Raw genomic sequence first — 18,398 nt, 5'->3', positions numbered from 1 at the left:
GCGCCTTCGCTCTTTCAGATATGCGCCTCGATTGACTTGTATTAAACACTTCAGTATTTAAAGAGATTGAACTCTTCAAAACTGCACATGATAATATTTTAGAAGATTTGTTTCACGTTGGAATGACTCAAAATCTATATTGGTCAAGTCCTCGACCTATTAGTATCCATCAGCTGAGTACATTGCTGCACTTACACCTTGGACCTATCAACCTGTTAGTCTATCAGGGGTCTTACTCCATAAAGGATGGGAAATCTTATCTTGAGGGGGGCTTCGCGCTTAGATGCCTTCAGCGCTTATCCCGTCCATACGTAGCTACTCTGCAGTGCTCCTGGCGGAACAACAGATACACCAGAGGTATGTCCATCCCGGTCCTCTCGTACTAAGGACAGCTCCTCTCAAATTTCCTGCGCCCACAGCGGATAGGGACCGAACTGTCTCACGACGTTCTGAACCCAGCTCGCGTGCCTCTTTAATGGGCGAACAGCCCAACCCTTGGGACCGACTACAGCCCCAGGATGAGACGAGCCGACATCGAGGTGCCAAACCTCCCCGTCGATGTGGACTCTTGGGGGAGATAAGCCTGTTATCCCCGGGGTAGCTTTTATCCGTTGAGCGACGGCCCTTCCATTCGGTACCGCCGGATCACTAAGTCCGACTTTCGTCCCTGCTCGACCTGTATGTCTCGCAGTCAAGCTCCCTTTTGCCTTTGCACTCTTCGCGCGATTTCCAACCGCACTGAGGGAACCTTTGAGCGCCTCCGTTACTTTTTAGGAGGCGACCGCCCCAGTCAAACTGCCCACCTGACATTGTCCCGACGCTGGATAACAGCGCACGGTTAGGACACTGATATAGCAAGAGTGGTATCCCAACGGTGACTCCATACACACTAGCGTGCATACTTCTTAGTCTCCCACCTATCCTGTACATGCTATACCAAAATCCAGTGCCAAGCTACAGTAAAGCTCCACGGGGTCTTTCCGTCCTGCTGCGGGTAACCGGCATCTTTACCGGTACTACAATTTCACCGAGTCCATTGTTGAGACAGTGCCCAAATCATTACGCCTTTCGTGCGGGTCGGAACTTACCCGACAAGGAATTTCGCTACCTTAGGACCGTTATAGTTACGGCCGCCGTTTACTGGGGCTTCGATTCAAAGCTTCGCTTACGCTAACCTCTCCTCATAACCTTCCAGCACCGGGCAGGCGTCAGCCCCTATACATCGTCTTTCGACTTAGCAGAGACCTGTGTTTTTGGTAAACAGTTGCTTGGGCCTGTTCTCTGCGGCCGCTTCGGGCGTTAACCCTAATGCGGCACCCCTTCTCCCGAAGTTACGGGGTCATTTTGCCGAGTTCCTTAACAATGGTTATCTCGCTCGCCTTAGTATTCTCTACTCTCCTACCTGTGTCGGTTTACGGTACAGGCACCTAGGTCTCGATAGAAGCTTTTCTTGAAGGACTCTCCAACGACTTCGCTACTTATTTTTCGCTCCCCATCACGCCTTGCAATTAAACCAGCGGATTTGCCTACCGGTTCTCACTTGACGCTTGGACGCACATCCATCGGTGCGATCGTTTTGCATTCCCTGTCACTCCGTCTCTCAGACGACTTTCGGTGGTACTGGAATCTTAACCAGTTGTCCATCGCCTACGACTTTCGTCCTCGGCTTAGGTCCTGACTAACCCTGGGCGGACGAACCTTCCCCAGGAAACCTTAGGTTTTCGGCGGGCAGGATTCTCACCTGCCTCTCGCTACTCATGCCAACATTCTCTCTTGTATACAGTCCACCACTCCTTACGGTATAGCTTCTGCCCGTATACAATGCTCCCCTACCCAACGTCTAAACGTTGCCGTAGCTTCGGTGCCAAGTTTGAGCCCCGGTAATTTTCGGCGCAGGGTCACTCGACTAGTGAGCTATTACGCACTCTTTAAATGAATGGCTGCTTCTAAGCCAACATCCTAGTTGTCTAAGCAACCCCACATCCTTTCCCACTTAACTTGGACTTTGGGACCTTAGCTGACGGTCTGGGCTGTTTCCCTCTCGACCATGAATCTTATCATACATAGTCTGACTCCTGATTATATGACTGCGGCATTCGGAGTTTGATAGTCTTCGGTAGGCGGTGAAGCCCCCTAGGACAGTCAGTGCTCTACCTCCGCGTCACTCACATCAAGGCTAGCCCTAAAGCTATTTCGGGGAGAACCAGCTATCTCCGAGTTCGATTGGAATTTCTCCGCTATCCACAAGTCATCCCAACCTTTTTCAACAGATATGGGTTCGGGCCTCCACTGAATTTTACTTCAGCTTCACCCTGCTCATGGATAGGTCACCCGGTTTCGGGTCTACGCCATACAACTATACGCCCTCTTCAGACTCGCTTTCGCTACGGCTTCAGTGCTGAACACCTTAACCTTGCTATATAACGTAACTCGTTGGCCCGTTCTACAAAAAGTACGCCGTCGAACATATAAAGTTCTTCGACTGCTTGTAAACATAGGGTTTCAGGTTCTTTTTCACTCCCCGACAGGGGTTCTTTTCACCTTTCCCTCACGGTACTATGCGCTATCGGTCACTAAGGAGTATTTAGGCTTGGGAGATGGTCCTCCCGGCTTCCCACAAGGTTTCACGTGCCCCGTGGTACTCTGGTGCGCATCGTGGGCCTTCTTCTTTCGTCTACAGGACTGTCACCTTCTTCGGTGGGTCTTTCCAAACCTCTTCGACTAGAATACCGCCATCACTTATGATGCGTCCACAACCCCAGAAACCGTAGTCTCTGGTTTGGCCTGCTTCCCGTTCGCTCGCCGCTACTTAGGAAATCACTTTTGTTTTCTTCTCCTTCGGGTACTTAGATGTTTCAGTTCCCCGAGTCTCCCTCCGTACACCTATGTATTCAGTGCACGGTGACTACCTATTACAGTAGCCGGGTTTCCCCATTCGGACATTCCTGGATCAACGCTCGCTTGCAGCTCCCCAAGACTTTTCGCAGCTTACCACGTCCTTCTTCGGCTCTTAGTGCCAAGGCATCCACCCTATGCTCTTATTAACTTGACCAATTTTCTAAAATAACCTAAGTTATTTTCGATAAACTGTTCTCTTGATATTAATCAATGAGTAATTATTCGAGTTTGAGTTTTGTTTACCTCAGTGAAACTGTATCTTCCCTTAATTCTCAAAACTTAGTTTTAATTATCTTGGTTTGATACGTTTTCGTCTTCTAATTTATTTCATATGCAGTTTTCAAGGTTCAATTCTTGAAGTGGTGGGCATAGGTGGATTCGAACCACCGACCTCACGCTTATCAGGCGTGCGCTCTAACCAACTGAGCTATACGCCCACTTCTTAAGAAACTTTACAGTCTCTCAAAATTAAACAGTATAGAGTACGTTCTCCTTAGAAAGGAGGTGATCCAGCCGCACCTTCCGATACGGCTACCTTGTTACGACTTCACCCTAGTCACTGATTTCACCTTCGACCGCTTCCTCCCACAAGGGGTTGGATCACGGGCTTCGGGCGCCCCCAGCTTCCATGGTGTGACGGGCGGTGTGTACAAGACCCGGGAACGCATTCACCGCGGCATTCTGATCCACGATTACTAGCAACTCCAACTTCATGCAGGCGAGTTGCAGCCTGCAATCCGAACTGAGATCGGCTTTATAGGATTTGCTCCAGGTCACCCCTTCGCTGCCCGTTGTACCGACCATTGTAGCACGTGTGTAGCCCAGATCATAAGGGGCATGATGATTTGACGTCATCCCCACCTTCCTCCGTGTTGTCCACGGCAGTCTCTTTAGAGTGCCCAGCCTAACTGATGGCAACTAAAAATAAGGGTTGCGCTCGTTGCGGGACTTAACCCAACATCTCACGACACGAGCTGACGACAACCATGCACCACCTGTATCAGATGTCCCGAAGGAAAGGTCCGGCTAAGGACCGGTCATCTGTATGTCAAGACCTGGTAAGGTTCTTCGCGTTGCTTCGAATTAAACCACATGCTCCGCTGCTTGTGCGGGTCCCCGTCAATTCCTTTGAGTTTCACACTTGCGTGCGTACTCCCCAGGCGGAATACTTAATGCGTTAGCTGCGGCACCTAGGTTCGACCCCAGACACCTAGTATTCATCGTTTACGGCGTGGACTACCAGGGTATCTAATCCTGTTCGCTCCCCACGCTTTCGAGCCTCAGCGTCAGTTACAGTCCAGTAAGTCGCCTTCGCCACTGGTGTTCCTCCTAATATCTACGCATTTCACCGCTACACTAGGAATTCCACTTACCTCTCCTGCACTCAAGTCAAACAGTTTCAAAGGCTTACATCGGTTGAGCCGATGCCTTTCACCCCTGACTTGCTTGACCGCCTACACTCCCTTTACGCCCAGTGATTCCGGATAACGCTTGCCCCCTACGTATTACCGCGGCTGCTGGCACGTAGTTAGCCGGGGCTTATTCCTTGGATACCGTCAAATTTTCTTCTCCAAGAAAAGAACTTTACAACCCGAAGGCCTTCATCGTTCACGCGGCGTTGCTGCATCAGGCTTTCGCCCATTGTGCAATATTCCCCACTGCTGCCTCCCGTAGGAGTCTGGACCGTGTCTCAGTTCCAGTGTGGCCGATCACCCTCTCAGGTCGGCTACTGATCGTCGCCTTGGTAAGCCGTTACCTTACCAACTAGCTAATCAGACGCGGGCCCATCCTGTACCACCAGAGTTTTTACCCCTGTGCTATGCAGCACTGTGGTCTTATGAGGTATTAATCACCGTTTCCAGTGGCTATCCCTCTGTACAGGGCAGGTTGCCCACGCGTTACTCACCCGTCCGCCGCTTTCCACTCCATCCGTCACCCGAAGGATCCGTCAAAAGCTTCTCGCTCGACTTGCATGTGTTAAGCACGCCGCCAGCGTTCATCCTGAGCCAGGATCAAACTCTTTGAAAAAATGTTTCAAATTGTTTTGTCCGTCTCAGATATGCTGACTAATTATTGTTATCATTATATCCGTTTCGAATCAATTGTTTTGCATCTAGACCTTGTCTTGATGCGGTAAAGAATTGAACGTGTTATAATTCTATACTGTTTAATTTTCAAAGACCGTTAAATCAACAAGTTAATGTTAAATTTGTATTTCGTCACCAACCGGCGACTCAATTATCATAACATTATTTATTATTTCCTGTCAAGCATTATTTTAAACATTTTTTCTAGCTTTTTTTCTAAATTTAGAAAAGTCGCCGAATCCCTGTATTTCCAATGCTTTTGACTTGTTTATTGTGCCGCGCTGTCGTGCGGTACTTGACTATAATAGCATCATGACAAGGGACCGTCAACCCCATTTGTTAAAGAAGTAATATTCAGTCTATTCTGTTAAGAATGTATTAACCAGTCACATATTCTTCGCCTTACATGTTTCTTCTTTAATATACAAGAAATGAGGTTACAGCACATATATGCCATAACCTCATATTAATAACTAAACTTGTGTTTTTTTATCTTAAATTACTTATTAAGTGGTCTCATAAGTGGGAATAAAACGCATTCTCTAATAGGTCTATCCATCATTACAGAGAATAGTCTTTCAGATACGCCAAATCCATAGGCTGGAGGCATACCATATCTTAAAGCTTCAATGAAGGTTTCATCATGTTCATGAGCTTCTTCATCGCCCTCTTCGCCCATTGCCCTTTGTTCCTTGAATCTTTCTTCAAGATCTATAGGGTCGTTAAGCTCTGTATAGCCATTGCCCATTTCAGAACCAGCTATAATAATCTGCATTTGAGCAACTTTTCTTGGATCTTCTTTTTGTCGCTTAGGTAGTGGGTTCAGTTGAACGGGCTGTCCAACAAGGAATCCAGGACCAGATAGTTCTTTACGAACAACTTTCCATAGAAGGTCAACAAGTCTCCAGAAGCCAACATTCGGATCATACTCCACCTCATATGAATCCAATTTTGCTTCTAACTCTTCTTTAGTAACATTATAAATATTGACACCGGTTCTGTCTTCAATGATTGATTCAAAATCATAGACTTCCCACTCTGCGTCCATATCCACTTCATAGCCTCTAGACACAAACTTAGATGTGCCCATAACAGCCTTCGTGATTTTTCTATAGAGTTCTTTTGTAAACTCCATGCCGTCTTCAATATCTGCATAAGCCCAGTAGAATTCCATTTGTGTATAGTCCTGTAGATGCTCAGGGCTCATACCTTCATTTCTAAACTGTCTGCCGATCTCAAATGTCTTTTCAAAGCCGGCCACTAAAAGTTTTTTCTGCCATAGCTCACCCATTGATATCCTTAAGAATACATCAATATCTAATGCATTATGATGCGTTGCGAATGGTGTCGCAGCAGCACCGCCTGATGATGTCTCAAGAATTGGTGTTTCCACTTCAAGGAAACCATGATCGATCATGTAGTTTCTTATTGTACTCCAAAATTTCTGCTTTTTAATAAAAATATCACGTACATCTGAGTCCATGATAATATCAAGGTATCTCTTTCTAAACTTAATTTCGTCATCTTGGATGCCATGGTATTTTTCTGGAAGTGGTTTCAAGGCTTTAGTTAAGTGTATGTATCGTCCTGCTTTTACACTCACTTCACCTGTTTTTGTTTTAAACATCGTGCCACTGATTCCGACAATGTCGCCAATGTCGGCTTTTTCGAAAAGTCCAAACTCAAGGTCTGTGAGCTCATCTTTCTTCAGGTAAATCTGAATCTGACCCACTGCATCTTGAATATGCATGAAGCCAGCTTTGCCCTTGCCACGTTTTGTCATGATTCGACCTGCAACTGTTACAGGGATATTCATTTCTGCTAGTTCTTCTTTTGTAACCTCAGCATACTTTTCCTTTAAATCAGCTGAATGATGTTCTGGGATGAATTTCTCCGCGCCAAATGGATCAATACCATTTTCTCTTAGTTCATTCATCTTGTTTATTCTAATCATTTCTTGTTCACTGACTTTTCTTACCTGATTAGCTTCTTGACTCATAATCTTGTTGTATCGCATCTTGTAAAATGCCATACTCTCCTTTCTATTTTTAATCTAGGCTCTTGCAAAATTAATGCTCCAAAGCGTCAACCCTTCCTCGCCAATTCACTTAATCTTTGCAAATAGCTCAATCATTAAATTTATCTTTAACTTCTTCTACATTCTTATCTTATAAAGTATATCAAAATTAAGACATCAAAACATTGCTATAATGCAGATTTTATAAAATATCTTTTAATAATGATAATTCTGCTATGCCCATACCTTATTGGATTTTAGCACACATATCAATATCATACTCCCAAGACTCGAAAGGGGCCTTATTCAATCGCTTTTAGTAGAAGGCTTCGAAGCATGTCAGGGTTTGTTGCCGTGTTGATTTCATTTCGTATCACTGCACCACCCCGAATCCCTTTTAAGTACCACGCTGCGTGCTTTCTCATTTCAAGGACACCTATATGGTCTCCCTTGAAATCGACAAGCAAATCAAAGTGACGTAAGGCTTCTCGTATTTTTTCTTCCCTTGTAGGATGAGGGAGCCTTTCCCCTGTATTCAGATAATGGGAAACCTGCTTAAGCAACCATGGATTTCCTTGAGCCCCTCGGGCGATCATAAGACCATCGCATCCTGTTTGCTCACGCATTTGAATGGCATCTTCAATTGAGAATATATCCCCATTGCCAATGACAGGAATAGTGAGTGCATCTTTGACTTCTTTAATTATGCCCCAGTCTGCCTTGCCAGTATAAAACTGATCCCGTGTTCTGCCATGAACCGCAACGGCTGCCACACCGGCCTCTTGTGCAATAGAAGCAATTTGAACTGCGTTGATGGAATCCGCATCCCATCCTTTTCGAATTTTGACAGTAACCGGCTTGCTTGATGCCTTTACAACCGCTTCAATCACCTTTTTAGCCAAGTCAGGTGTTTTCATCAAAGCTGAACCGTCACCATTGTTAACTATTTTAGGTGCCGGGCATCCCATATTTATATCTAAAATATCATGATTGTGATCATTTATCTGTTCCACGACAGACCCCATAATATCAGGATCTGAACCAAATAACTGGAGTGCAACTGGACGTTCTTCTTCTCTAATTTCCATTAACCGTGCCGTTTTTTTATCTTTATAGTGAAGGGCTTTTGCACTGACCATCTCCGTCACTAAAAGGCCGGCACCATATTCCATGCATACCAGTCGAAAGGGCAGATCTGTCACACCAGCCATTGGCCCCAATATAACTGGGCTAGACAATTTAACATTTCCAATTTTCATGAGAGTCACCTCATTTCTCTACTACATAAACCTAACCTTATAGGTTCATAGGGCATTTACTTATTTCAGTCGCTTATTTAAAAGAAAAGAACCAGAAAAACTGGCTCTTAATGTTTTTTATTCATTTCATAAATATAGTTTAGACCATCAAGGGTCAAAAACTTATCTACAACATCTATTGTTTTTGACTCTGTTGCAATGAGTCCTGCAAGACCACCTGTTGCAACAACTTTTGGATCAACATCCGCTGCAAGCTCTTCTTTCATTCTCTCAACGATATAGTCCACTGATCCAACATAGCCATAAATCACGCCAGACTGTATACTTTGGGTTGTATTTTTACATATCACATTATCCGGTTTAACCAGTTCAACACGCGTCAGTTTCGCTGCACGCTGAAAAAGTGCATCACTTGAAATTTTAACACCCGGGGTGATGGACCCGCCTAAATATTCACTTTTCGCCGATATGGCACAAAATGTTGTCGCTGTCCCAAAATCAACCACAACCAGTGGTCCACCATATTTCTTCACAGCCGATACGGCATTTACAATCCTGTCTGCGCCAACTTGCCGTGGATTATCATACTTGATATTCATGCCCGTTTTTATACCAGGCCCGACAACGATGGCTTCTTTATCGAAGTATTTGATCGCCATGTGCTGCAAAGAATACATTATTGTCGGTACAACCGAAGAAATAATTATATCCTGCACATCTTTAGGATTCAAACCTTCATACTGAAACAGCTGATTCACAAAAATGCCGAGTTCATCTGCAGACTTACTCTTGTCAGTTGACATCCGCCAGTGTGTAATAAGCTTTCCAGATTTATAAAGACCTAGAACGATGTTGGAGTTTCCAACGTCAAACGCTAATAACATGTGGTTTCACCTTCTTCTTCCCCGCTGTTCTCACGTTTATTGCGTGTTTAAACGCAACAGTCGGGTGTCTTTTCATGTATTTTTATAAGTCATTCACGCAAAATAAATCCTATCATGAAGCCATTTTTTTTGCAATATAAACTGACTATAATTCTTATGTCTACATATAATAACAGGTTTAAATGTAATCTGTTAATCCCCTAACGGAAACTTCACCATAAAAAACAGGCTTCACCTCACCATTTTCAAACTTAACGAGAAGTTCACCATCTTGATTCAAATCAATAGCCTCTCCGTATAGGGTCTCATTTTTGTGGATCACCCTTACCTGCTGACCAATTGTCACGGAATGTTCCCGGCAATAGGATAGTGTCCTCTGAAGATTTCCTTCATTTATATAAGCCTTGTAAAAGCTTTCGAATTGATGGGCAAACTCCACCACCACATCTTTTCGCTTTATGGTTTGTCCTGATTCGATTTTAAGGGAAGTGGCTTTCTCACATAATTCCTCTGGAAAGGCTTCTACATTAACATTCACGCCAATCCCAACAACAACATAATTCACCGTGTTAAGCTCTGCACTCATTTCAGTTAGAATACCACAAACCTTTTTCTTGTTCACTATAATATCGTTGGGCCACTTTATGCCCGCCGCAAGGCCTGTCGTTTGAACAATGGCTTCATTCATGGCCGCTGCTGCTATTTGAGTCATCTTAGCAGCGTGAACTGGCTCAATATCAGGTCTCAGAACCAAAGACATCCAAATACCCGTCCCTTTAGGGGATGTCCACGTCCTTCCCAACCGTCCGCGTCCCATAACCTGCTCATCGGAAATAATAAGTGTGCCTTCAGATGCCCCCTTTGACGCGGCTTCTTTGGCATATGTATTTGTTGAGTCAATGCTTTCAAAATGTTTAATGTCTTTAATCAAACCACTATTTTTGAGTTCCACACCCAGAGCTTCCGCATTGAGGGTATCCCCCTCCGATATAAGCCTATAGCCCTTTCGTGATACAGATTCAATATGGTAGCCTTCTGCTTTCAATTGTTTTATGACTTTCCATACCGCTGTGCGAGACACACCGAGTTTCTGGCTCAAATCTTCGCCTGAAATAAATGTATGGGCGTGTTCTTTTAATGCTTCTATAATCCTGGACTTCATTTATAATCACATCCATTTTCTAAACCCAGTTTTTGACCTTCACATACAGATATTATAGCATATCCCCCACGTCCTAGGTCCCTTATCCTCTCTGATCTAAAGAGGTGATTGTTTCTATTCATTTCTCAAAAAAGACAAACGACCGCTGCTGAGCAGCGGTCGTTTGTTAATTGTATCATTTTATTTCATTTACGTAAGTCTTTACGCTTCATAAACAAGCATTCACTTCTAGCCAAATAAGGATAGAAGCACACCCGCAGAAACCGCTGAACCGATTACACCGGCAACGTTAGGTCCCATAGCATGCATAAGCAGGAAGTTTGATGGGTTTTCTTTCTGACCCACAACCTGTGATACACGGGCTGCCATTGGCACGGCAGATACACCTGCAGAACCAATCAGTGGATTTATTTTGCCACCAGATAGCTTGCTCATAATTTTTGCTAGTATCAGACCCGCAGATGTACCAACAGCGAATGCTGCAACACCTAGACAGATAATAGCGATTGTTTCTAGTTTTAGGAACTGTTCTGCTGTTGCAGTTGCACCAACAGTCAGACCTAAGAAGATTGTAATGATGTTGATAAGGGCATTCTTAGCTGTGTCTTCAAGACGACCAACAACACCTGATTCTTTAAATAGGTTACCAAGCATAAGCATACCAACAAGTGTGCCTGCTGGTGGAACAATCAGTGTAACAAGGATTGTTACAAGGATTGGGAATAGAACCTTTTCCGTCTTAGATACTGGACGAAGCTGATCCATCTTGATCATTCTTTCTTCTTTCGTTGTGAAGAATTTCATGATCGGCGGTTGAATAACTGGTACAAGTGCCATGTAAGAATAAGCTGCTACGGCAATTGGACCCAGTAGGTGTGGTGCCAGCTTTGATGTTAGGAAGATCGCTGTAGGACCATCCGCACCACCGATGATACCGATAGATGCTGCTTCCTGAGCATTGAAAAGACCTGAAGCGATCGCGCCAATGAACGTGAAGAAAATACCAAATTGTGCTGCAGCACCTAGAAGTAGAGCTTTAGGGTTGGCAATAAGTGGACCGAAGTCTGTCATTGCGCCTACGCCCATGAATATGATTGGTGGGAAGATTCCCAGTTTATTACCTTGGTATAGATAGTGCAATAAGCCACCTGGTTGGTCCAGCTTATAAGCCATATCTGGTACATTTTGCATTAGTGCCGGATCTACATGTATATTCGGATATCCGTGTAAATCTGGAGTAAGTTCTACTAGCTTCATTAAAGGATCAGCCATTAGACCTGCCAGAGGCAAGTTTGTCAGCAACATACCGAATGCAATCGGTACAAGCAGAAGTGGTTCGAATTCTTTAACGATTGCAAGATACAACAGGACACATGATACTGCGATCATAACCACGTTGCCCCACATCATCTCGGTAAATAGAGCATGGAAACCAGTAGACCCCCAGAAGTCTATTATTGCTTGAATCATCTGTTTCGCTCCTTTCGCTTCGTATGGGTTAAAGTCTATGTTTCAATTTTCGACCAAGTGTCTGAATAAACAGGGCATGGTCAATTATTGGAACAAACTTAACCGATTACGATCATTACGTCTCCAGAGTTAACAGATGCACCCTTGTTTACAGTGATGCTTGAAACAGTACCTGAAGTTGGTGCCATGATTTCATTTTCCATTTTCATAGCTTCTAGAATCAATACACATTGACCTTCAGTTACAGTATCGCCTGCTGCTACTTTAATATCTAGAACAGTACCAGGCATTGGAGCTGTTACAGTCGCTGAACCTGCAGGTACTTCTGCTGGCGCTGGAGCTGCCTTAGGTGCAGGCGCTGCCGCTGCTGGAGCTGCCTTTGGAGCTGGTGCCGCTGGTCTTGCTGGTGCCGCTGGACGAGGTGCACTTGCCACGCCGCCTACTTCTTCTACATCTACTTCATATGTTTTGCCGTTTACAGTAACGTTGAACTTTTTCATGATCCATCCTCCCAGATTTCTCTATGATTAGACTGTCGCTAATATCAGTTATAGTTGGAACCCTTAAGATTCGTCTTTACATACGTGAATTCATTTGCTCAAAACGACCAGATTGTCCCCAAGCTGGTGTCGCATCAGCAACACGAACAATATTTCTTACAACAATATTGTGCATTGATGTGCCCATTTGAGCTGCGATTGCCGCAGAAATAACAGCAACCAGTTCTTCTTCGTCTTCTTTTGGTTCAACAGCTGCTGGAGCTGGTGCAGCTGGGGCCTGTGGTTTAACTGCCACAACGGCACCCTCTTTTTTCTTAGCCTCTGCATTTTGAACCATCTTAGAATACAAAGCAGTCAGACCCCAAAGAACAATAAGTGCAGTGAACGTGATGATCATACCCAAAAGTGTTACAAAAAGGGATGCACTAATTTTTTGACCAAGTGTCAACTGTTCTATCAGAACCGGGTCTTTGAAATTGTTAATTAACTCCATGATATTCATGGTATCACCTCAATTATTCTTTTCCCGATGGTCTGTTTATTATAGCGGAATATTGCCGTGCTTCTTAGCTGGACGGCTTTCGCGCTTGCCTGCAAGCATGTCAAACGCATCTACAAGTCTTGGACGCGTTGCAGCTGGTTCGATAACATCATCAACAAAACCACGTTCAGCAGCCTTGTATGGCGTTGCGAATTCAGCTGTGTATTCGTCAACCTTCTTCTGACGCATTTCTGCTGGGTTATCAGCATCTGAAATATCTTTACGGAAGATAATGTTCGCTGCACCCTGAGGTCCCATAACCGCGATTTCAGCTGATGGCCAAGCAAGTACAACGTCTGCGCCTAGATCTTTAGAGCACATCGCTAGGTATGAACCACCATATGCCTTACGTACAATTAGAGATACCTTTGGCACTGTTGCTTCTGAATAAGCATAAAGCATTTTAGCGCCGTGACGAATGATACCGCCGTACTCTTGGCTTGTACCTGGAAGGAATCCTGGAACGTCAATAATATTTAGTAGCGGAATATTGAAGGCATCACAAGTACGGATGAAACGCGCTGACTTGTCAGATGCATCAATATTCAGGCAACCAGCAAGAACTTTAGGCTGGTTCGCTATGATACCCACTGATTTGCCGCCAATGCGAGCAAAACCCGTTAGGATATTTTGTGCAAAGTATGGCTGGTACTCGAAGAAATCACCATCATCTACAAGCGCTGTAATAACATCTTTCATGTCATAAGGCTTGTTAGAGCTATCTGGAATGATTGAGTTCAGCTCTTCAACGATCTTGTTAACGTCATCTGCAGAATCATATACAGGCGCTGTTTCCATATTGTTAGATGGAAGGAAGCTTAGTAGACGTCTGATCTCAGCAATACACTCTTCATCATTTGAAGCGATGTATTGTGCAACACCTGAAGTTTGGTTGTGTGTCATTGCACCACCAAGTGCTTCAGCTGATACTTCTTCGCCAGTTACTGTTTTAATAACTTGAGGACCAGTGATGAACATCTGTGATGTCTTATCCACCATAAAGATGAAGTCAGTCAGTGCTGGTGAGTACACCGCGCCGCCTGCACAAGGTCCCATGATTGCAGTAATCTGAGGAATAACACCTGAAGCCAGTGTGTTTTTATAGAAAATTTTACCGTAACCAGCAAGGGCATCAACCGCTTCCTGAATACGAGCACCACCTGAGTCATTAAGACCAACCACTGGTGCGCCAACTTTAATGGCATTGTCCATAACTTTACAAATCTTTGCAGCGTGCATCTCACCAAGTGATCCGCCCACCACTGTAAAGTCTTGTGCATATGCATAAACCAGACGACCATCAACTTGACCGTATCCAGTTACAACACCTTCAGCAGGAGCTTCAAGCTTTTCCATGCCGAAGTTTGTACATCTGTGCTTTACAAATGCATCTAGTTCTACGAATGTGCCTTCATCAAACAGAAGTGCCATTCTTTCACGTGCAGAAAGTTTACCTTTCGCATGCTGTTTTTCAATACGTTTCGCGCCACCGCCAGCTTCAATTGTGGCACGGCGTTTACGCAAATCTTCCAGCTTATTGATAGACATGTATGTACCTCCCAAGGATTTCTCTTAGTTCTTCACATGTGGAAGATGGCAACGATTACTCTCTTTCGCTTAGTTCAACAAGGACTCTGTTTGAGCTCTTTGGATGTACAAAAGCGATTTTTGCGCCGCCCGCACCATAACGAGGTGCTTCGTCGATCATGCGCATACCTTTTTCTTTCATATGAGCGATAGCTTCTTCAATGTTATCCACTCTAAATGCGATATGCTGCATGCCTTCGCCGTTCTTTTCAATAAAACGTGCGATTGGACCATCATCAGTTGTCGACTCAAGAAGTTCAACTTCTGTGTCACCAACTGGTAGAAATGCAACACGTACCTTTTGCTCTTCAACAACTTCAGTGCCCTGGCATTCAAGACCGAGGATATCTGTGTAGAATTTTAGAGTTTCATCAAGATTTTTGACCGCGATACCAATATGGTCAACTTTTAGTGCTTTCATTGCATAGGCCCCCTTAAAGGTTTTATTCTTCTTAATTTTAACAACCACTCATACAAGTGTACACATTTAATAATAGTAATTATCGGAATTCAGCTTAAATATTTAAATGATTTTGATTAACTAGGTTTATTTTTATAACCCGTCACAATCCCTATAAAAACGTTTCCAACAATTAGTATTACTAAATATCTTCATTGTCATAATCTTTTATATAAATGGTCATTATACTTATGAAAAAGGTCAGCTGCAGTTGTCGGCTGCCTATTTATTCATAACATACATGACTGGATTTCTAAATAGAAATCCAGCTATACAATTTCCTTATAGATAACTTCACAAGCCGTGTAAGGATTATTTTCCCGTTTAGCCACTTCTTTGCTGAGCTTATCTACAAGTTCTATCTTATAGGACTGATCCATCATTTTCGTGACGATCCGTTCCTTAACAAGATCAATAATTTCTGTCTTGGCATTCTTGATTCTTCTGTCTATAAATTGACCTGATTCGACCATATGATCCCTGTGAGAGTGAATCGCATCCATCAGTTTGTCGATTCCTTGGTTATCAACTGCAATAACCATTTCAACAGGCGGGCGCCAATCTTTTTTATTAAAGTCCAGCATCATATTGATCTCACGCGCTGTCTTTTTGGCCCCATCTCGGTCAGATTTATTGACAGCAAAGACATCACCTATTTCCATGACCCCTGCTTTAATGGCTTGAATGTCATCTCCCAGCCCAGGAACCATAACCATGAGAGTTGTGTCACAAGTTTTGACAATGTCAACTTCTGACTGTCCAACACCTACGGTTTCAATGAAAATATAGTCGCATCCGTATATATCCAGTACTTTTATTGCAGCACCAGTTGCTTCTGATATGCCACCAAGGTGTCCACGTGCCCCCATACTTCTAATGAAAGCATTCTTGTGGAGGGCCACGTCGCTCATGCGAACACGGTCTCCCAGAATAGCTCCACCAGTGAATGGACTTGTGGGGTCAATTGCGATAATACCTACTTTTTTGCCTTCTGCAAGGCAGGCTTTTGCAAGCTTGTCTGTCAAAGTGCTTTTACCAGCCCCTGGGGGTCCCGTAATCCCTATGACATAGGCATTGCCACTTTCCTTGTATAGCGACTTCAAAAGCTCGAACGCTTCATGGTCTTTGTTTTCAACTAAGGTGATGAGGCGAGCGGCTGCTCGCTTCTCACCCCTTAAGAGTCTTTCACCCAAGTTTGTCATTTATATCACCAGACTTATTTCTTAACGTTTTCTTTGATGTAGTTAATTGTCACGTCTGTAGGTGTACCAGGTGTAAATACTTCTGCAATGCCGTTTTCTTTTAGGTGAGGAATATCGCCACCAGGAATAACGCCACCTGCAACAAATAAAATATCATCAGCGCCTTCAGCTACAAGCAACTGCTTCACTTTTGGAAGAAGTGTCGCATGGGCACCTGATAGTATTGAACAAGCAACAACGTCAACGTCTTCCTGAATTGCAGCACTTACGATTTGCTCAGGTGTCTGACGAAGTCCTGTATAAATTACTTCCATACCCGCGTCTCGAAGAGCACGCGCGATAACTTTTGCACCACGGTCATGACCATCAAGACCCGGCTTCGCAACTAGAACTCTAATTGGTCGATCCATTTTTGAATCCTCCTTATTCGTATCTTACCAGTACTTTAGACTTTAACTCTAAAGCAAAGTTGAATTTGATTTTTACTGACTTCGGCTTATAGATTGATTGACTGCTGGTATTCGCCGAATACTTCACGCATAACGCCACAAACTTCACCTAGAGTCGCATAAGCACGAACAGCTTCTAGGATGAATGGCATAACGTTGTCTGTACCTTCACAAGCACCACGTAGAGCAGCTAGAGCTTCTTCTACCTTGGCATTGTCTCTCTCAGCTTTTAGAGATACAAGCTTTTCTTTTTGCATCTCACCAACCGCTGGATCAACTTTTAGAAGATCTTTAGGAGCTTCTTCTTCAATTTGGAACTTGTTCATACCAACAACAATACGCTTGCCAGATTCAACTTCTTTCTGGTAGTCGTAAGAAGCATCCATAATTTCTTGCTGGATGTATCCTTGATCGATTGCCTTTGGCGCACCGCCAAGATCATCAATCTTCTTAATGTATTCCATAGCTTGTTCTTCGATTTCAGTCGTTTTAGACTCAATGAAGTATGAACCAGCTAGTGGATCAACAGTGTTTGTAACACCTGATTCGTAAGCAACGATTTGCTGTGTTCTCAGAGCCACACGTACTGAGTCTTCAGTTGGAAGCGCTAGGGCCTCATCTTTAGAGTTCGTGTGTAGAGATTGAGTGCCACCCATAACAGCTGCAAGTGTCTGAATCGCAACACGAACAATGTTGTTTTCAGGCTGCTGTGCAGTCAGTGTAGAACCACCTGTTTGAGTGTGGAACTTAAGCGCCATTGACTTAGGATTCTTAGCGCCAAATCTTTCTTTCATGATCTTCGCCCATAGACGACGTGCCGCACGGTACTTAGCAACTTCTTCAAGAAGGTCGTTATGTGCATTAAAGAAGAATGAAAGTCTAGGTGCAAATGTATCTACGTCAAGACCAGCCTTGATAGCTGCTTCAACGTAAGCAATACCATCTGCGATTGTGAAACCAACTTCTTGTGCTGCTGTTGAACCAGCTTCACGAATGTGGTAACCGGAGATAGAAATTGTATTCCATAGTGGAACATCTTTTGAACAGAACTCAAAAATGTCTGTGATCAGACGCATTGAAGGCTCTGTTGGGAAGATGTATGTACCACGTGCAATGTATTCCTTAAGAATATCATTCTGGATTGTACCACGTAATTTATCTGAAGATACGCCTTGCTTTTCAGCTACAGCAATGTACATAGCCAGTAAAACTGATGCTGGCGCATTAATTGTCATAGATGTCGAAACCTTGTCTAGCGGAATACCGTCAAATAGGATTTCCATATCAGCTAGTGAGTCGATTGCAACACCAACCTTGCCAACTTCGCCTTCGCTTAGTGGGTGGTCTGAGTCATAACCGATCTGAGTTGGAAGGTCAAACGCACATGATAGACCGCCTGATCCTTGCTCAACAAGGTACTTGTAACGCTTGTTTGATTCTTCTGCAGTAGCGAAACCTGCATACATACGCATTGTCCATAGACGACCTCTGTACATAGTCGGCTGAACACCACGTGTGTAAGGGAATTGACCAGGAACCCCTAGATCTGTTGTGTAGTCTAGATTCTCAATGTCTGCTGGTGTGTAAAGTCTGTTAATTTCGTCGCCTGAGCCTGTAAAGAATTTTTCTTGTCTTTCAGGGCGCTTTTCCAGTGCAGCAGCTGTTTTAGTTTCAAATGCCTCAACAGCTTCCTTCACTTGGTCCAGTTTATCTTTTTGATACATGAACCGTTTCCTCCTTTTGACCTTTAATACTCTCTGATACCCCATATAGCATAACACAAAACGTGGGGATTTTACTTTTTTGGCACCAAGTATAATTGTATACTTTCCGCCAAATGCATCATGGTATGCAGCGGCTCTATATGTGTATTTTGAGCCGC

12 protein-coding genes, 1 tRNA gene and 2 rRNA genes are annotated in these 18,398 nt (G+C 44.0%); all 15 read right to left on the bottom strand.

Annotated features, from left to right (window positions below):
- Nucleotides 1–139: 139 nt before the first annotated feature.
- The 15 genes from ACQ4KW_RS01440 to ACQ4KW_RS01370 all read right to left on the bottom strand — a co-directional run bounded on the left by ACQ4KW_RS01440 (nucleotide 140) and on the right by ACQ4KW_RS01370 (nucleotide 18,240).
- Nucleotides 140–3,052 (bottom strand): 23S ribosomal RNA (locus tag ACQ4KW_RS01440).
- Nucleotides 3,053–3,258: 206 nt separating this feature from the next.
- Nucleotides 3,259–3,335: transfer RNA gene (locus tag ACQ4KW_RS01435), tRNA-Ile, on the bottom strand.
- A 60-nt stretch (nucleotides 3,336–3,395) separates the two neighbouring features.
- A 16S ribosomal RNA gene (locus tag ACQ4KW_RS01430) occupies nucleotides 3,396–4,926 on the bottom strand.
- The 16S and 23S rRNA genes sit together here with 1 tRNA gene alongside, the layout of an rRNA operon.
- Nucleotides 4,927–5,484: 558 nt before the next feature.
- Nucleotides 5,485–6,984: a lysine--tRNA ligase gene (gene lysS / locus ACQ4KW_RS01425; protein ID WP_430884774.1), complete on the bottom strand. Its 1,500-nt coding sequence runs from the start codon at nucleotides 6,982–6,984 to the stop codon at nucleotides 5,485–5,487.
- A 320-nt stretch (nucleotides 6,985–7,304) separates the two neighbouring features.
- Nucleotides 7,305–8,261 (bottom strand): tRNA dihydrouridine synthase DusB, encoded by a 957-nt coding sequence (dusB, locus tag ACQ4KW_RS01420; RefSeq protein WP_430884773.1) that lies wholly within the window; start codon nucleotides 8,259–8,261, stop codon nucleotides 7,305–7,307.
- A gap of 107 nt (nucleotides 8,262–8,368) precedes the next feature.
- Nucleotides 8,369–9,145, bottom strand: coding sequence for a type III pantothenate kinase (locus ACQ4KW_RS01415; RefSeq protein ID WP_430884772.1), 777 nt, complete (start codon nucleotides 9,143–9,145; stop codon nucleotides 8,369–8,371).
- A 178-nt stretch (nucleotides 9,146–9,323) separates the two neighbouring features.
- The gene (locus ACQ4KW_RS01410) at nucleotides 9,324–10,307 is read right to left on the bottom strand and encodes a biotin--[acetyl-CoA-carboxylase] ligase (RefSeq protein WP_430884771.1); all 984 of its coding nucleotides are present in this window, start codon (nucleotides 10,305–10,307) and stop codon (nucleotides 9,324–9,326) included.
- Nucleotides 10,308–10,535: 228 nt separating this feature from the next.
- Nucleotides 10,536–11,717, bottom strand: a complete 1,182-nt coding sequence (locus ACQ4KW_RS01405; protein WP_430886527.1) for a sodium ion-translocating decarboxylase subunit beta — start codon at nucleotides 11,715–11,717, stop codon at nucleotides 10,536–10,538.
- Nucleotides 11,718–11,875: 158 nt separating this feature from the next.
- Entirely contained in the window at nucleotides 11,876–12,277 is a 402-nt protein-coding gene (locus ACQ4KW_RS01400) for a biotin/lipoyl-containing protein (protein ID WP_430884770.1), read from the bottom strand.
- A 76-nt stretch (nucleotides 12,278–12,353) separates the two neighbouring features.
- On the bottom strand, nucleotides 12,354–12,770 hold the full coding sequence (locus ACQ4KW_RS01395; RefSeq protein ID WP_430884769.1) for an OadG family protein: 417 nt from the start codon (nucleotides 12,768–12,770) through the stop codon (nucleotides 12,354–12,356).
- Nucleotides 12,771–12,818: 48 nt separating this feature from the next.
- Nucleotides 12,819–14,366 (bottom strand): methylmalonyl-CoA decarboxylase subunit alpha, encoded by a 1,548-nt coding sequence (gene mmdA, locus ACQ4KW_RS01390; protein WP_430884768.1) that lies wholly within the window; start codon nucleotides 14,364–14,366, stop codon nucleotides 12,819–12,821.
- 55 nt (nucleotides 14,367–14,421) lie between these two features.
- The gene (mce, locus tag ACQ4KW_RS01385; RefSeq protein ID WP_430884767.1) at nucleotides 14,422–14,826 is read right to left on the bottom strand and encodes a methylmalonyl-CoA epimerase; all 405 of its coding nucleotides are present in this window, start codon (nucleotides 14,824–14,826) and stop codon (nucleotides 14,422–14,424) included.
- Between the two features lie 308 nt (nucleotides 14,827–15,134).
- Nucleotides 15,135–16,067 carry a methylmalonyl Co-A mutase-associated GTPase MeaB gene (gene meaB, locus ACQ4KW_RS01380; protein WP_430884766.1) on the bottom strand — a complete coding sequence of 311 codons (933 nt, stop codon included), beginning with the start codon at nucleotides 16,065–16,067 and terminating at the stop codon, nucleotides 15,135–15,137.
- 14 nt (nucleotides 16,068–16,081) lie between these two features.
- Nucleotides 16,082–16,477: a cobalamin B12-binding domain-containing protein gene (locus ACQ4KW_RS01375; RefSeq protein ID WP_430884765.1), complete on the bottom strand. Its 396-nt coding sequence runs from the start codon at nucleotides 16,475–16,477 to the stop codon at nucleotides 16,082–16,084.
- Between the two features lie 86 nt (nucleotides 16,478–16,563).
- On the bottom strand, nucleotides 16,564–18,240 hold the full coding sequence (locus tag ACQ4KW_RS01370; protein ID WP_430884764.1) for an acyl-CoA mutase large subunit family protein: 1,677 nt from the start codon (nucleotides 18,238–18,240) through the stop codon (nucleotides 16,564–16,566).
- Between the last annotated feature and the right edge of the window lie 158 nt (nucleotides 18,241–18,398).

The organism is Tianxiuia mixotrophica (assembly GCF_050596425.1).
Lineage (GTDB): Bacteria > Bacillota > Clostridia > Peptostreptococcales > Acidaminobacteraceae.
The sequence above is the reverse complement of the archived record's forward strand: the minus strand, read 5'-3'. Positions and strand labels throughout refer to the sequence as shown.

Coding starts and splice junctions, on each gene's coding strand:
- lysS (WP_430884774.1), bottom strand. CDS start 6,984: ATGAGTCAAGAAGCTAATCAGGTAAGAAAAGTCAGTGAACAAGAAATG.
- dusB (WP_430884773.1), bottom strand. CDS start 8,261: ATGAAAATTGGAAATGTTAAATTGTCTAGCCCAGTTATATTGGGGCCA.
- ACQ4KW_RS01415 (WP_430884772.1), bottom strand. CDS start 9,145: ATGTTATTAGCGTTTGACGTTGGAAACTCCAACATCGTTCTAGGTCTT.
- ACQ4KW_RS01410 (WP_430884771.1), bottom strand. CDS start 10,307: ATGAAGTCCAGGATTATAGAAGCATTAAAAGAACACGCCCATACATTT.
- ACQ4KW_RS01405 (WP_430886527.1), bottom strand. CDS start 11,717: ATGATGTGGGGCAACGTGGTTATGATCGCAGTATCATGTGTCCTGTTG.
- ACQ4KW_RS01400 (WP_430884770.1), bottom strand. CDS start 12,277: ATGAAAAAGTTCAACGTTACTGTAAACGGCAAAACATATGAAGTAGAT.
- ACQ4KW_RS01395 (WP_430884769.1), bottom strand. CDS start 12,770: ATGGAGTTAATTAACAATTTCAAAGACCCGGTTCTGATAGAACAGTTG.
- mmdA (WP_430884768.1), bottom strand. CDS start 14,366: ATGTCTATCAATAAGCTGGAAGATTTGCGTAAACGCCGTGCCACAATT.
- mce (WP_430884767.1), bottom strand. CDS start 14,826: ATGAAAGCACTAAAAGTTGACCATATTGGTATCGCGGTCAAAAATCTT.
- meaB (WP_430884766.1), bottom strand. CDS start 16,067: ATGACAAACTTGGGTGAAAGACTCTTAAGGGGTGAGAAGCGAGCAGCC.
- ACQ4KW_RS01375 (WP_430884765.1), bottom strand. CDS start 16,477: ATGGATCGACCAATTAGAGTTCTAGTTGCGAAGCCGGGTCTTGATGGT.
- ACQ4KW_RS01370 (WP_430884764.1), bottom strand. CDS start 18,240: ATGTATCAAAAAGATAAACTGGACCAAGTGAAGGAAGCTGTTGAGGCA.